Raw genomic sequence first — 14,101 nt, forward strand, 5'->3', positions numbered from 1 at the left:
GTCAGGCGGGCGCATCGCGGCGGGGACGATGCGCCCGGATGTCCACCGGGCGGCCATCAGGGTCGTGGGCGGTCATCGTCCACTGCGTCGGCAGGGTTTCGATGGGACCGACCGGCAAGTCCACGGCCGAGAGGCGAGCGCGTACCTCGTGCAGCTGCTCCAGCGTGCCCAGGCGCAAACCCCATCCCGCGCGGCCGAGCGGATCGCGATCGGTCGTCGGCGCGGTCACGGTCTCGACGAGCATCAGGTGGTCGGCGCCGCCGACGTCGACCACGGCGATCCGCGGATCGGTCGGGGTAGCCGCTCGCTCGAAAGCCAGTGTCGCGCCCAATAATTCGGTGTAGTACCGGATGAGCCGATCGAGGTCGGTGGTCGCGAGCGTCAGGTGATTGATTCCGAGGAGATCAGGCATGGTCACTCCAGACTAGCGGCGCAGAGCGGCGGAATATCGGCTCAGCGCGGCAGCGGCGTCGAGCATGGAGATGCCCTGGGTGGTGAGTGTGGCTTGCCAGCTGTCGAGGGCGGACGCCAAGGCTTCGGTGCTGCCCGCGGCACGAATCTGGTCGATGACGCCGGCGATGTGGTCGAGGCGGTAGTGGCCGCGGCGTAGCAGGTGGGCCAGTTCGGCGTCGCGGAGGTCGGTGCGGCCGTACCGGCGGTAGCCGGTGGCCGGGTCGCGGGCGGGGGTGAGGATCCCGGCCGTTTCCCATGCTCGGAGGGTGGCGGGGGTGACCCGGAGCTGGTGGGCGAGTTCGCCGATCGTTCTCGTTTCGTCGGAAATAGTTGCGCGAGAATCGGATTCGGCAGCGAGATGGTCGACGGCGCGACGGACCGAGGTGAGCGTTTCGCGGTCCCGAAGTAGCTGACCGTGACTTTTGTCGATGATCGTGAGGGCCTTGTCGAGGTCGTCATCGTGCAGCGCGCGCATGATGTGGCCCGCGTTCGCGTGACCGTAGGCGGGGATCAAGGTGAGGTAGGTGCGCAGCGCGCTCGCGTGCAGGTCGGTGTAGATCCGGTAGCCGGTGGGCGTGCGCTCGGCCGGTGGAAGGCAACCGTCCTGCTCGTAATTGCGGACGGCCTGGGTCGAGAGGCCGTGCTCGCGGGCCAGGTCGGATGGTCGTAGGGTTCTCACCGATTTGAGACTTTACCGGATGATCAGCCGCCAGACGCTGCTCAAGTCTCAACCGTTCTTTCAACGATACGATTGATACACATGAGTCAGAAAATTAACGACTTCGTACCGCGGTCCTGTGAACTGCTCGCGCTCGGCGAGCCGACGCACAAAGAACCCGGCTTCGCCGCGATCCGCAATGAACTTGTCGCTCAGTTGGTGGAGAGTGGGTTCGGGTCGATCGCTCTCGAAACGGACCGGGTCGCGGCGCTCGCGGTGGACGAGTTCGTTCGCCACGGGCAGGGCACTCTCGACGAGGTGATGCGGACCGGCTTCTCGCACGAATTCGGTGAGCTCGCGGGCAACAGGGACCTTGTCGCCTGGCTGCGCAGCTACAACACCGGCAAGCCATCCGCGGAGCAGGTCGGGTTCTACGGCTTCGACGCCGCGATGGAGACCATGAGCGCACCCAGCCCCCGGCCCTACCTCGAATTCGCCCGCGACTACCTGGAACTCGACCTCGACATCACCGACCTGGTCGGCGACGACGAGCAGTGGAGCCGCACCGAAGCGGTGATGGACGCGGCCGCCTCGGTCGGTGCCACCGTCGAAGCCGAGCGGTTGCGTGTCATCGCCGACGATCTGCTCACCCTGCTCTACACGCGCGCCCCGGAACGGATCGCGTCCACATCACGGGCCGAATGGCGCAGGGCGGCAATATATCTCACCGCTGGACTGGGTCTGCTCCGCTATCACCGGCAGGCCGCGCAGCCCGGCGAGGACACGGTGCGATGGAACAGCCTGGCCGCCACCCGCGACGCGCTCATGGCCCAGAACATTCTCGATATCCGCGCCGTCGAAGCGCGCCGTGGGCCGACCCTGGTGTACTCGCACAACCTGCACCTGCGGCGGAACTCGAGCATCATGCGGATGGGACCGATGAACCTCACCTGGTCCGGTGCGGGGGCGATCGTCGGGTCGCTCCTGGGGGAGCGGTACCGCGTGATCCTGGGCAGTCTGGGGCGCAGTGACGGCCTCGCACTCGGCGAACCCGAGCCGGGTACCTACGAGAACACCCTCCAGAACCGCATCAGCACCTGGGGTTTGATCCCGGCCGCGGAACTCGGCCACGGCCACACTCGCACCGACATCACCCAGGAACAGGGATACTTCCCCTTGGACGCGGAGACCGTCGGCGCGGCGGACACGATCCTGCATCTCGGCGTGGGTCGGGCACCGGCGGCTGTCAGGTAGTCCGATCGCACGGTGACGAACTCGCCAATTCCTCCAGATAGGAGGCGACGCCGTCCTCGTCGTTGGTCGGGAGCACCCGGTCGGCGAGTGCGATGACCTCGGGGACCGCGTTGGCCGGAACCAGCGCGGTCCCCGCCCACGTCAGCATGGCGACATCGTTGAGCGCGTCGCCCGCGGCCGCCACCTCCGACAGGTCGATGCCGTCGAGCGCGCACAATCGGGCAAGGGCGCTGGCCTTCGACACCCCTTCGGCGGCCATCTCCATATACGCGGCACCGGAGTGGGTCAGCTCCACGCCGGTGATCCCGGCCGCCACCGCCGTCCGGTACAGCTGTGCGCCGGGCAGCTCGGGATGACGGGCCACGATCTTCACCATCGCCTCGAGACCCGTCGGCAAGGTCTCCGACAACTCCATTTCGTGCGGGTGCCGGTGATGATCGGCGAACTTGCACAGGGCGGCATAGGCGGGCTCGGCGACGAACCTGGTGGCGCCGACATTGGCGAAGACGACACCGGGAATCCGGTCCCGGATCTGCGCCATCACCGCGCCCGCCGCGCCGGTATCGATCGAGACGGTGTCGATGATCTCCGGTGTGCCGTCGGCCAGATCGAGCAGCACCGCACCGTTGGCGCACACCGCTTTACCGCGGAAACCGCACGACTGCGCCAGCTCGTGCACCGAATGGCGGGCCCGCGCCGTCGCCCACACCACCTCGATGCCCGCCGCTTGCGCCGCGGCCATGGCCGCGGCGGTGCGCGGCGAGACGGTGCGATCCGAACGCAGCAGTGTGCCGTCGAGGTCGGTGGCGAACATCCGGATTCGAGTCACCCGTTCATGCTTTCACGCGCCGCGCCGACGACCAGGGCCGGATGACCGTCAGCTAGGTCGCTTGGCTCACCGAGGACATGTGGAAGTCGGGGATGCGCAGCGGGGGCATCGCGGTTCGGGTGAACCAGTCCTTCCATTCCCGGGGGAGGGTGATCTCGGTGGCGCCCGCTTCCGATACCCGGCGCAGCAGGTCGAGCGGACTCTCGTTGAAACGGAAATTGTTGACCGCGCCGGTCACCTGGCCGTCCTCGACGAGGTAGACCCCGTCGCGGGTGAGACCGGTGAGGAGCAGGGTGGCGGGGTCGACCTCGCGGATGTACCACAGGCACGTGAGGAGCAGGCCGCGTTCGGTGCGGGCGATCATGTCGTCCAGTGACGCGTCGCCGCCACCGGTGAGCAGCAGGTTCTCGCCGGGAATCGTTGCGGGGGCGGAGAATTCGGCAGCCGTCGCGCGCGGGTAGACCAGCGATTCGATGATGCCGTCGCCGATCCAGTCGACACGTCGGGCGGACAGCCCGTTGTCGAACACCGACAGCGACTCCGACGACGACGGAGTCGCCACGAACGGCCGGTATTCGAGACCGCTCGCATTCGGGTCGGAGTACAGGGTCAGCGGAATGTCGCTGAGCCGCTCACCTCGTCGTGTGCCACCGGCGCGGGAGAACGCGGTGTGGCCTTCGTGCGCGCCACGGCCCTCCATGCTCCACGCCAGATAGATCATCAGATCGGCGACCGACGACGGCGGCAGCAGGGTCTCGTAGCGGCCCGCGGGCAGCTCGATGCGGCGCTTGGACCAGTCGAGGCGCCGCGACAGCTCGGCGAGCAGGCCCGGGGTGTCGACGTCGGTGAAATCGGCGGTGCCGACACCCACCCACGCGCTCGCCAGATCCTTGCCCGCGCCGCGTTTGCCGTTGACCTCCACCGAACCGGTGGGCTGGCTGAAGCGGCGGCGGATACCGGTCGAGGTGCCAAGCCAGGTGGTGTGCACCTGGTGGTGGGCGAAACCGTAGAGGCGGTCGGTGCCGTCGAATCCGGTCGACAGGTCCCGCGCCAATCCGGCGAACACCGCGATCTCGGTGGCGCCGGGCGCCTCATCCCAGGTGGCGGTGTCGTCGTCGGTGGGTTCGAGCAACGGCATCGCGTCGCGGGCCGGGGCGGCCGTGCGAGCGGCCTCCTCGCTGGCACGCACCACGGCATCGATCTCGGTGGGATCGACGCTGGTGGAGCTGATGGAGCCGACCCGCGCGGTGTTCGGGCCGTCACGGAACACCGAGATCACCGCCCACGCCCGCGAAATCGACGAACCGTTGGTGGTCATCGAGTTGCCTGCCCACCGCAGCGACGCCTCGTGCGCGTCGGTGACGATCACTATCGCCTCGTCGGCATTCGACGCCGCCAGCGCACGCTCGACCACCGCGCCCGCCGGGAACAGACCCTCGTTCACTGACCGCCCTCCGTCCGGGTATTGAGAATGTTGACTCCGCGCACCAGCACCGACGGGCAGCCGTGGCTCACCGCCGCCACCTGACCGGGCTGTGCCTTACCGCAGTTGAACGCGCCACCGAGCTGCCAGGTGCTCGGCCCGCCGACCGCTTCCATCGACCCCCAGAAATCGGTGGTCGTCGCCTGGTAGGCGACATCGCGCAGTTGCCCGTCCAGCTCGCCGTCGCGAATGCGAAAGAATCGCTGGCCGGTGAACTGGAAGTTGTAGCGCTGCATGTCGATCGACCACGACTTGTCGCCCATGATGTAGATGCCGTCCTGCACCCGGGAGATCAGCTCGGCGGTGCTGGTGTCATTGTCGGGATCGGGCTGCAGCGACACGTTCGCCATCCGCTGGATCGGAACGTGGTGCGGCGAATCGGCATACGAGCAACCGTTGGAGCGGTCGAGGCCAAGACGCGGGGCGAACACGCGGTCGAGCTGGTAGCCGACCAGGATGCCGTCGCGCACCAGATCCCATTGCTGGCCCGCCACGCCCTCGTCGTCGTAGCCGACCGTGCTCAAGCCGTTGACCTGGGTGCGGTCACCGGTGACGTGCATGATCGGCGTGCCATAGCGCAGCGTGCCGAGCTGATCGGGAGTCGCGAACGAGGTTCCCGCGTACGCGGATTCGTAGCCGATCGCGCGGTCGTATTCGGTGGCATGGCCGATGGATTCGTGGATCGTCAGCCACAGGTTCGTCGGGTCGATCACCAGATCGGTGGGGCCCGCGACGACGCTGGGCGCCTTCACCTTCTCGGCCAGCCAGCCGGGTATCTGCGCGAGTTCGCCCGTCCAGTCCCACGTTGCGTCGGCGCCGGTGACGTACTCCCAGCCGCGGCCCGCGGGCGCGGCCAGGGTGCGCATCGTCTCGAACACCCCCGAGGCGGAATCGACGGTGACAGCCTCCAGTTGAGGGTGCAGGCGCACCCGCTGCTGGGTGATCGACGAACCCGCGGTGTCGGCGTAGAACGTCTGCTCCTTGACCTGCAGGACCGAGGCGGTGACATGGTCGACGCCGTCGGCCGCGGACAAGCGCTCCGAATAGTCCTGCAGCAGCGCCACTTTGTCGGCCGTCGGCACCGTGAACGGGTCGAGGTCGTAGGCCGAGACCCACGAGACATCGTCGTAGCGTGGCTCTTCGGCCAGCTCGACTCGCTCCCGATTCAGTGAACGCAACGCCCTCGCCACGGTCACCGCGCGGCGCGCGACCTCGGCGGCGATCTCGGGCGTGAGCGCGGCATGCGAGGCGAAACCCCAGGTGCCGTCCACGATCACGCGCACCGCCAGCCCCAGCTCGGTGGCGTCGGTGACCGCTTCGACGCGACCGTCGCGTAAGCGGATCGACTGCGTCACCAACCGATGCACGCGCAGATCGGCATGCTCGGCGCCGGCCGCGCGGGCCGCCGACAGCGCGGCCTCGGCCAGGGTGCCGAGCCCGAGCGCGCGGAATTCCTCGTCCACATCTCTGGAAGTCGTGGTACTCACCGGACCTACGCTAACCGGTGCCACCGACACATGTGCGCCGCAACCACATCCGACTCTCGTCATGTCGGTCGATACATCCGCTGCTCGCCTGCGGGCCGTGCTACGGCGCTGCGTGCAATCGTGCGCGAAAAGCCGCTTCCGGCAGCCCTTGCCGTGACGCGCGGACTTCCGGTCCTCCCGCGAGCGGTGCCGGAAATGCCGTAGGGTGCCCGCCGTGCCGCCATCTGCCCTGCGCGATCGAAAAAGGGAACGAACCCGACGTGCGATCCTCGTGGCCGCCGTCGAATTGTTCGAGGCCAGAGGGTATGAGGAAACGACCGTCGCCGACATCGCGGCCGAGGCCGAGGTCGGCACCCGGACCTTCTTCAACTACTTCGCGAGCAAAGAAGAACTGCTCTTCCCCGAGAGCGACGAACGGGTGCGCGCGGCGGTCGCCGCCATCGCCACCCGACGGCCCGGTGAGCGACCGGTGGAGGTGTTGCTGCGGGCCCTGCGCGCCGCGGGCGACAACCCGAGCGAACACCTCGTCGACGACGTCAGCTCACGGGTGGCCGCGCTGCGGGCCCGGGTCTCGCGCACTGTCCCCTCGGTGAGCGGCCGCGCCGCGCACGCGCAACTGGTCGCGCAGCGCGAGATCGCCCACCAGCTGCACATCGCGTTCCCACACGAACTCGACGAGGTCGGCGCCGCGGCTCTGGTCGGTGCCGTGGTCGGCGCGGTGTCGGGCGCGCTGACAGTGCTGTTCCAGCAGCCACAGCACGGCATCGACGACGGCGAACGCCTGCACCGCAAGATCCACGAGACCACCTCGCGCGTCCTGCAGCCCTGGCTCGCCGCCTCCTCGCCACCGGAACCGGTGCGCTAACCGAACTGCTGCCACCCCAAGCGGATCACCATCACCACCACCACGACCAGCAAGACGATCCGAACGAACCCGGCGCCCTTGGCCAGTGCCATCCGCGAACCGATCAGCGCACCGGCGACATTCGCCACCGCCATGCCCGCACCGAGACCCCACAGGATGTGGCCGGTGGAGCCGAGGAACAGCAGCGCACCCACGTTCGACCCGCAGTTGATCACCTTCGCCATCGCCGCCGCCCGCACGAACTCGGTGCCGAGCAGCGTCGCGAAGGTGATGATCAGAAAAGTGCCCGTCCCTGGTCCGAGCAGCCCGTCGTAGAGGCCGATCAGACCGGCGGCCAGGCCGACCACCAGGATCACCTTGCGCCGCGTCGGTGGATGGGTGGCCATCGTCAGGCCGACCGAGGGCCGCACGGTCACGAACACCGCCACCCCGACGAGCACCACCATCACCAGTGGGATGAACAGGTCACGGTCGATCAGCGACACCGCCGCCGCGCCGCACGCGGCGGTGATCGCGGCGATCACCGCGCCGGGCAGCAGCACCTTCCACTGCATCGGCACCTTGCGCGCGAAGGTCGCCACCGCGGTCGCGGTACCGGCCAGCGCCGCGAGCTTGTTGGTGCCGAGCGCGGTCTGCGGTGCGATGCCTGGGACGACGAGGAACAGCGTCGGCAGAATGATCAGCCCACCGCCGCCGACCACGGCGTCGACCCAGCCCGCCGCCGCGGCGGCCACCAGCAGGACCGTCCAGTCTCCGAGTTGCACATGTCCAGGCAATCAAGATCACGGCCGGAAAGCCAGCCGGGGCTACGCTTGGCCCGTGCGCCGGTTCAGCCTGTGGCTACGCGGACGACCCATCGTCGCCGACTCGATTCTCGCGGGATTGCTCCTGCTGCTCGACGCCCTCGGGGTGGGCGACGAAAACAACAAGGTCGTCTATCTGATCTTCTCGGTGATCCTGCCGTTGCCGCTGGTCCTGCGCCGGGTGTACCCCCGGGCGGTGGCGGCGGCGATGCTGGTGCTGTCGTTGCTGAACACCCTGATCGGCTACCTGATCGATGATCAGACCGCCGACCACGTCGCACTGATCGGGCTCGGGGTGATGCTCTACACGCTCGTCGCCTACGTCGGCCGGCGTGACGGGCTCATCTACCTCGCCTTCCTCGCGCTCGACATGGCGCTGTCGGTCGTGCTGCTCGACCTGCCGCGGGGTGGCGATCTGGCGATGGCCGGGCTCATCTACGCGCTGTGCTGGACACTGGCCGAGTTCAACGGCGCCCGGCACGCTTACGACTCCGAGGTCGCGGCCCGCCTCGCGGTCGCCGACTACGACAAGGAACGTCGCGCGCACGACGCGGTCGCCGCCGAACGCACCCGCATCGCCCGCGAACTCCACGATGTGGTCGCGCACGCGGTGAGCGTCATCATCGTGCAGGCCGACGGTGCCAAATACGCCCTGCGCCAGGACCCCGACACCGCCGAACGCGCCCTCGCCACCATCGCGGGTACCGGTCGCGACGCCCTGCGCGAACTGCGCCGCACCGTCGCCCTGCTGCGAACCGAGCACGCACCGGAACTGCTGCCCCAACACGGCAGTGCGGGTATCGCGAGGCTGGCCCAGATGATGCGCGAGGCGGGCCTGGCCGTCGACCTCGAGCTGACCGGTGAACTCGACGACATCGCCCCCGAGGTGAGCCTCGGCGTGCACCGCATCGTGCAGGAATCGCTCACCAACACCCTGCGCCACGCGGGGGCGGAGCCGAAGGCCGTGGTCCGGGTGCACCGGCGCGACGAGGACATCCTCGTCGAGATCACCGACAGTGGCGGCGTCCCCGCGCAGGTGAGCCCTGGCACCGAGATTCCCGGCGCGGGGATGGGACTGGTCGGGATGCGCGAACGGGTCGCGGTGCTCGGCGGCACCCTGACCGCGGGCAGGCTCGACGACGGCCGCTGGCAGGTGCGAGCCGACCTCCCGCTGCGCACCGAAACGGATTGATCCCCTCGCTCCGGCGGCGAAATGATCGGGGAACGCGGCGCGGCTGTGCCCGTTAGGGTGGGGCAATGCCGATCAGCGTGCTCGTGGTGGACGATCAGGAACTCATGCGGATGGGCCTGAAAATGGTGCTCGGCGCACACCCCGACATCGAGGTGATCGGCGAAGCGGGCAACGGTGACGAGGCCGTGCGGCAGGCGAGCGAACTGCGCCCCGATGTGGTGCTGATGGATGTGCGGATGCCGGTCGTCGACGGAGTGACCGCCACCGCGCGGATCGTCGCCGCGGGGGAGGGCGTGCGTGTACTCGTGATGACCACCTTCGACCTGGACGAACACGCTCTCGGAGCCCTGCGCGCCGGTGCGAGCGGATTCCTGCTCAAGGACACCCCGCCCGAGGACCTCATCTCGGCCATCCGCAGCGTCGCCGCCGGTGACGCGGTGGTGTCACCCAAGGTCACCAAGCGACTGCTGGACCGGCTCGTCGCCGAGGACCCGACGAGCCTGCGCGACCCGAAGATCCTCGACGTCCTCACCGCACGCGAACGCGAAGTGCTCGAACAGATCGCGGTCGGCCGTTCCAACGCCGAGATCGCCGCGGCGCTGTTCCTGTCGGAGGCGACGGTGAAAACACATGTCGGCCGGGTGCTCACCAAACTCGGTTTGCGCGACCGCGTGCAAGCGGTGGTGCTGGCCTACGAAACCGGGCTCGTGCGGCCCGGTGGGTGACCTCGTCGTCCCGCTCGGGAGAAAAATCGGGCGCTCGTGCGTTGAGGGGATAGATCGTCCGAAAGGATCGCCATGACCGCCCTGCTGTTCGTCCTCTACCTCGTCGTCGAGATCGCCGCCCTCGTCGGTCTCGCCCAGCTCATCGGCATCGGCTGGGCGCTGGTCGTGCTCGTCGCGGTGTCGGGCGTGGGATTGGTGCTGCTCGGACGGCAGGGCAGGCGGGTGTTCGACCGATTCCGGCGGGCCTCCCGCGGTGAGGTGACCGCCGAGAGCGCGGTGGCCGACGGGGTGATCGTCGCCACCGGGTCGGTGCTGCTGTTCGTGCCCGGCCTGGTCACCGGACTCGTCGGCCTGCTCGCGCTGTTCCCGCCGACCAGGGCGTTGCTGCGACCGGCACTGGAGAAGCTCGGTACCCGGCGCTTCGGTCCGCTGCCCTCGTTCGCGCCCTCGCCGTATCGCGGAATGGTCGTCGACGCCGACGGTGATGTGGTCGACGGCACCGTGGTCGGGCAGTGGTACGACGACGGTCACACCGCGGGCCCGCGCGCGCTCGGATCCGCCTGATTCGACACTGTCTCAACGGACTTGCCCGTGTCGGGCGGCGAAGGGTCTACAGTACCGGCATGGCCACCGAGCAGATCACCGTCACGGTGAGCGAGGAACTGGCCGACGCGGTGCGCAGAGCGAGCGCCGCTGCCGGACAGTCGATGTCGGACTTCACCAACGCCGCATGGCGGTTGGAAATGATCGCCGTGGAGGCGGGCGGGCATTGTCCCGCCGGGTTCGGCGAGGCCGAAGTGCGCGCCGCACTGTCGCTGCCGACCTGACCCGGCTCGCCGCCGAGCTGAGACTGTCCCTGCCGAGGTGACGATCCGTCGATACGGCAGACTGGGGCACCGTGAGTACCCAGTTGCTGATCGGCGGTCGTTTCTACAGTTCCAGTTCCCCGGACGCGACCGCGATGGCCGTCACCGACGGCACCGTGGTGTGGCTGGGCGCCGAGGCGCCCGGGCGCGCGATGCATCCCGATGCGGAGATCGTCGACCTCGACGGTGCGTTCGTGGCGCCCGCGTTCGTCGATCCGCACGTGCACGTCACCGCGCTGGGACTCCAGCTGACCGGGCTCGACGTCAGTGGCGCCGGATCCCTGTCCGCCCTGCTCGAGACGGTCCGGGCGCACGCCGCGAACCAGCCGGACGGGGTGATCATCGGCGAGGGCTGGGACGACACCGGCTGGCCGGAGCGGCGTCCGCCGACGGTCGCCGAACTCGACGAGGCCGCCGGTTCGGGCAGGCTCGTCTACCTGGCGCGCGTCGACGCGCATTCGGCCGTGGCGTCCTCGGCGCTGCTCGACGTCGCGGGTGACCTCGGCGACGGATATCGGCGTGGGGAACTGCTTCGCGCCGACGCCCACCACCGGGTGCGGACGGTCGCACTCGCCGAACTCACTCGCGCCCAGCGTGATTCGGCCCGCAAGGCCACCCTCGACGCGGCGGCCGCACACGGCATCGTCGCTGTCCACGAATGCGCGGGGCCCGATATCTCCGGCCGCGACGACATCGGCGAACTGCTCGCTTTCGAACACGGCGTGGCCGTGCGCGCCTACTGGGGTCAGGCCGTGCGCACCGCCGAAGAAGCGCGCGCGCTGATCGACGAGCTCGGTGTGCACGCGCTCGGTGGCGACCTGTTCGTCGACGGCTCGCTCGGCTCCCACACGGCCCTGCTGCGCGAGCCCTACGCCGACGCCGCGGGCTGCGGCAAGAGCTTCCTCGACGAAGACGCGGTCACCGCCCACCTTCGCGCGTGCACCGAGGCCGGGATCCAGGCGGGTTTCCACGCGATCGGCGACGCCGCCATGGACACCGTCGTCGCCGGATTCGCCCGTGTCGCAGCCGAACTCGGTGGGCCTGCGATCGCGTCACGCGGGCACCGGGTGGAGCACGCGGAGATGACCGACGCCGCCGCGATCGCGCAACTCGCCGCGCTCGGCGTGATCGCGTCCGTGCAGCCCGGCTTCGACGCCGCCTGGGGCGGACCCGACGGGATGTACGCGACCCGCCTCGGCGCCGAGCGCGCCGCCGGCCTCAACCCGTTCTCGGCGATGGCCGCGGCGGGCATCTCCCTCGCCATCGGCTCCGACGCGCCCGTGACGGCCATGAACCCGTGGGAACAAGTGCGCGCGGCCGTCCACCACCGCACCTCCGGCCACGGACTGTCCCCGCGCGCCGCCTTCGCCGCCGCCACCCGCGGCGCCTGGCGCGCCGGCGGCGTGCGCGACGGCATGGCGGGCACGCTGGTCCCCGGCGCCCCCGCTTCCTACGCCGTGTGGGACGCGGGCGAGCTCGTCGTCGCCGCGGCCACCGACACCGTGCAACGGTGGTCCACCGACCCCCGGTCCCGTGTCCCCGGCCTCCCACGCCTCGACCCGGGTGCCGACCTGCCGACCTGCCTGCGCACCGTGCACAACGGCACCACGATCTACCCTGCCTGACCAGCCGTCGGCACCGCGCCGGCAACGAATCACGGAGCAGCACACCATGATCGACCCCGCCACGGCCCATCCCGACGCTACGACGTCCGACGCCGCCGAAACCGACCAGGGGCAGAACTACACGATGATGCTGCGGATGCTGGCGGCGACGGCCGGTGGGTTGTTGCTGTTCGGCAGCTTCCCGCCCCGCCCGTTCTGGTTCCTCGCGCCGGTCGCCATCGCACTGCTCACCGTTGCGGTGCGCGGGCCGGGCAAGCTGCGCAGTGGGTTCGGGTACGGGATGCTCGGCGGGCTGGCGTTCTTCGTGCCGTTGCTGCCGTGGACGGGGATCTATGTGGGCCCGGTGCCGTGGCTGGCGCTCTCGACGGTGTGCGCGGTGTACTTCGGACTGTGGGGTGTGCTCGCCCGGTGGCTGAGCGCGCTGCCGGGCTGGCCCGTGTGGCTCGCGCTGGCGTGGACCACGAGCGAATGGGTCAGGTCGAGTTTCCCGTTCGGTGGATTCCCTTGGGGGCGTGTCGCGTTCGGGCAAGCCGACGGCTGGTATCTGCCGCTGGCCGCCTACGGTGGTGCGCCGCTGGTCGGCTTCGCCGTCGCGCTCACCGGCACCGGTCTCGCCGCGTTGGCACTGCGCCTGCTCGCCTGGGCGCGCACCCCCGCGCCGCGCCCGAACACCCGCGCCGTGCGCACCGGATTTGCCACCGCCGTGGTAGCCGTGGCTATCATGCCCCTGGCCGGAGTGATCCTGCGGCCGACGCTGCCCGCCCCGGACGCGGGCACCCGGACGATCACGGTCGCCGCCATCCAGGGCAGCGTGCCGCGGCTGGGGCTCGACTTCAACGCCCAGCGCCGCGCGGTGCTGGACAACCACGTCCGGCGCACCGAGGAGCTGGCCGACGCCGTTACCCGCGGCCAGGCCGCGCGGCCCGACATCGTGATCTGGCCCGAGAACTCCTCCGATATCGATCCACTGCGCAATGCCGACGCCGCCGCCGAGATCACCGAAGCCTCGGTGCGCATCGGCGCCCCGATCCTGGTCGGCGCAGTCCTGGTGAACGGTGACCGCACGACCACCAACTCGGTGATCGTGTGGAACGGCGCGGCGGGCCCGGGGGAGCGCCACGACAAGAAGATCATCCAGCCGTTCGGCGAATACCTGCCGATGCGTGGTTTCTTCCGTTTGTTCTCTTCCTATGCCGACCGCGCGGGCTATTTCGTGCCCGGTGACGGTGACGGAACGGCCACGGCCGCCGGCGTGCCGATCGGCGTGGCGACCTGTTACGAGGTCGCTTTCGATCGGGCATTCCGGGAATCTCTCGCCGCGGGCGCCCAATTGCTGACGGTACCGACCAACAACGCCACGTTCGGTGAGAGCGAGATGACCTATCAGCAACTCGCCATGTCGCGGGTGCGCGCGGTCGAGCACGGGCGTGCCCTCGTCGTCGCAGCAACCACAGGGGTCAGCGGAATCATCACCGCTGACGGCGTGCTCAGACAGCATACCGAGCAGGTCGTCCCTGCCGCGCTGGTGGCCCAGCTACCGTTGCGCGACACGATGACAATCGCTACCCGAATCGGTGTATGGCCCGAACTGGCGTCCGTTATCCTGACCGCGATCGGCGTCGGACTGGTGTTTCTTCGACGCTACAGGGCGAATCCGACTCAGGCTGTGCGCAGTTCGGACAATTCTGAATAAGCGGTTTGTTTCAACCCGGGGGAAGCGGCACGAAGTTGCTGCTGCAGGGGTGTAATCCGTTGAGCTCGAAATAAATCCACATTGGTAGCCATCCGGCCGCCGTAGTACTCCGAATCATGGGCGTGGAAAAGCCACGCCCAGGGCCCTCGTGTGCCCGGGCGCTGCTCG

Annotated in this window: 14 protein-coding genes; 8 read left to right on the forward strand and 6 right to left on the reverse strand. The window is 69.2% G+C overall.

Annotation, left to right across the window (positions count from 1 at the left end; translation table 11 throughout):
* Position 1 precedes the first annotated feature (1 nt).
* A complete protein-coding gene (locus ACFWPK_RS25380; RefSeq protein ID WP_378919759.1) occupies positions 2 to 412 on the reverse strand; it encodes a VOC family protein in 411 nt (136 codons plus the stop codon).
* 12 nt (positions 413 to 424) lie between these two features.
* A complete protein-coding gene (locus ACFWPK_RS25385; RefSeq protein ID WP_378919761.1) occupies positions 425 to 1,132 on the reverse strand; it encodes a TioE family transcriptional regulator in 708 nt (235 codons plus the stop codon).
* An 81-nt stretch (positions 1,133 to 1,213) separates the two neighbouring features.
* Here ACFWPK_RS25385 and ACFWPK_RS25390 point away from each other — a divergent pair, with 81 nt between their 5' ends.
* Positions 1,214 to 2,365: an erythromycin esterase family protein gene (locus tag ACFWPK_RS25390; RefSeq protein ID WP_378919763.1), complete on the forward strand. Its 1,152-nt coding sequence runs from the start codon at positions 1,214 to 1,216 to the stop codon at positions 2,363 to 2,365.
* Here ACFWPK_RS25390 and ACFWPK_RS25395 read toward each other — a convergent pair.
* The 3 genes from ACFWPK_RS25395 to ACFWPK_RS25405 are packed head-to-tail and all read right to left on the reverse strand — an operon-like array spanning position 2,358 to position 6,164.
* Positions 2,358 to 3,194 (reverse strand): HAD family hydrolase, encoded by an 837-nt coding sequence (locus ACFWPK_RS25395; RefSeq protein ID WP_378919765.1) that lies wholly within the window; start codon positions 3,192 to 3,194, stop codon positions 2,358 to 2,360. The two genes, ACFWPK_RS25390 and ACFWPK_RS25395, sit on opposite strands and share 8 nt — an antisense overlap.
* Positions 3,195 to 3,246: 52 nt before the next feature.
* Positions 3,247 to 4,626, reverse strand: coding sequence for a metallopeptidase TldD-related protein (locus tag ACFWPK_RS25400; RefSeq protein ID WP_378919793.1), 1,380 nt, complete (start codon positions 4,624 to 4,626; stop codon positions 3,247 to 3,249).
* 8 nt (positions 4,627 to 4,634) lie between these two features.
* Positions 4,635 to 6,164 (reverse strand): TldD/PmbA family protein, encoded by a 1,530-nt coding sequence (locus ACFWPK_RS25405; protein WP_378919767.1) that lies wholly within the window; start codon positions 6,162 to 6,164, stop codon positions 4,635 to 4,637.
* 214 nt (positions 6,165 to 6,378) lie between these two features.
* Between ACFWPK_RS25405 and ACFWPK_RS25410 the strand changes: the two genes are divergently transcribed.
* Positions 6,379 to 7,029, forward strand: a complete 651-nt coding sequence (locus ACFWPK_RS25410) for a helix-turn-helix domain-containing protein (RefSeq protein ID WP_378919769.1) — start codon at positions 6,379 to 6,381, stop codon at positions 7,027 to 7,029.
* Here ACFWPK_RS25410 and ACFWPK_RS25415 read toward each other — a convergent pair.
* A complete protein-coding gene (locus ACFWPK_RS25415) occupies positions 7,026 to 7,793 on the reverse strand; it encodes a sulfite exporter TauE/SafE family protein (RefSeq protein WP_378919771.1) in 768 nt (255 codons plus the stop codon). The genes ACFWPK_RS25410 and ACFWPK_RS25415 overlap by 4 nt on opposite strands.
* A gap of 55 nt (positions 7,794 to 7,848) precedes the next feature.
* Here ACFWPK_RS25415 and ACFWPK_RS25420 point away from each other — a divergent pair, with 55 nt between their 5' ends.
* The 6 genes from ACFWPK_RS25420 to lnt all read left to right on the forward strand — a co-directional run bounded on the left by ACFWPK_RS25420 (position 7,849) and on the right by lnt (position 13,933).
* Positions 7,849 to 9,024 carry a sensor histidine kinase gene (locus tag ACFWPK_RS25420; RefSeq protein WP_378919773.1) on the forward strand — a complete coding sequence of 392 codons (1,176 nt, stop codon included), beginning with the start codon at positions 7,849 to 7,851 and terminating at the stop codon, positions 9,022 to 9,024.
* A 65-nt stretch (positions 9,025 to 9,089) separates the two neighbouring features.
* Positions 9,090 to 9,749, forward strand: coding sequence for a response regulator (locus ACFWPK_RS25425; RefSeq protein WP_378919775.1), 660 nt, complete (start codon positions 9,090 to 9,092; stop codon positions 9,747 to 9,749).
* Positions 9,750 to 9,821: 72 nt separating this feature from the next.
* Positions 9,822 to 10,313 (forward strand): FxsA family protein, encoded by a 492-nt coding sequence (locus tag ACFWPK_RS25430; RefSeq protein WP_378919777.1) that lies wholly within the window; start codon positions 9,822 to 9,824, stop codon positions 10,311 to 10,313.
* Positions 10,314 to 10,372: 59 nt separating this feature from the next.
* Entirely contained in the window at positions 10,373 to 10,576 is a 204-nt protein-coding gene (locus ACFWPK_RS25435; protein ID WP_378919779.1) for a hypothetical protein, read from the forward strand.
* A gap of 71 nt (positions 10,577 to 10,647) precedes the next feature.
* Entirely contained in the window at positions 10,648 to 12,240 is a 1,593-nt protein-coding gene (locus ACFWPK_RS25440; RefSeq protein WP_378919781.1) for an amidohydrolase, read from the forward strand.
* 124 nt (positions 12,241 to 12,364) lie between these two features.
* Positions 12,365 to 13,933, forward strand: a complete 1,569-nt coding sequence (gene lnt / locus ACFWPK_RS25445; protein ID WP_378919795.1) for an apolipoprotein N-acyltransferase — start codon at positions 12,365 to 12,367, stop codon at positions 13,931 to 13,933.
* Positions 13,934 to 14,101: the final 168 nt, after the last annotated feature.

Source organism: Nocardia sp. NPDC058519, assembly GCF_042719755.1.
Lineage (GTDB): Bacteria > Actinomycetota > Actinomycetes > Mycobacteriales > Mycobacteriaceae > Nocardia.

Bases quoted from the DNA above. Each gene is read 5' to 3' on its own strand.
- ACFWPK_RS25380 (WP_378919759.1), bottom strand. From the start codon at position 412: ATGCCTGATCTCCTCGGAATCAATCACCTGACGCTCGCGACCACCGAC.
- lnt (WP_378919795.1), top strand. From the start codon at position 12,365: ATGATGCTGCGGATGCTGGCGGCGACGGCCGGTGGGTTGTTGCTGTTC.
- ACFWPK_RS25435 (WP_378919779.1), top strand. From the start codon at position 10,373: ATGGCCACCGAGCAGATCACCGTCACGGTGAGCGAGGAACTGGCCGAC.
- ACFWPK_RS25390 (WP_378919763.1), top strand. From the start codon at position 1,214: ATGAGTCAGAAAATTAACGACTTCGTACCGCGGTCCTGTGAACTGCTC.
- ACFWPK_RS25425 (WP_378919775.1), top strand. From the start codon at position 9,090: ATGCCGATCAGCGTGCTCGTGGTGGACGATCAGGAACTCATGCGGATG.
- ACFWPK_RS25430 (WP_378919777.1), top strand. From the start codon at position 9,822: ATGACCGCCCTGCTGTTCGTCCTCTACCTCGTCGTCGAGATCGCCGCC.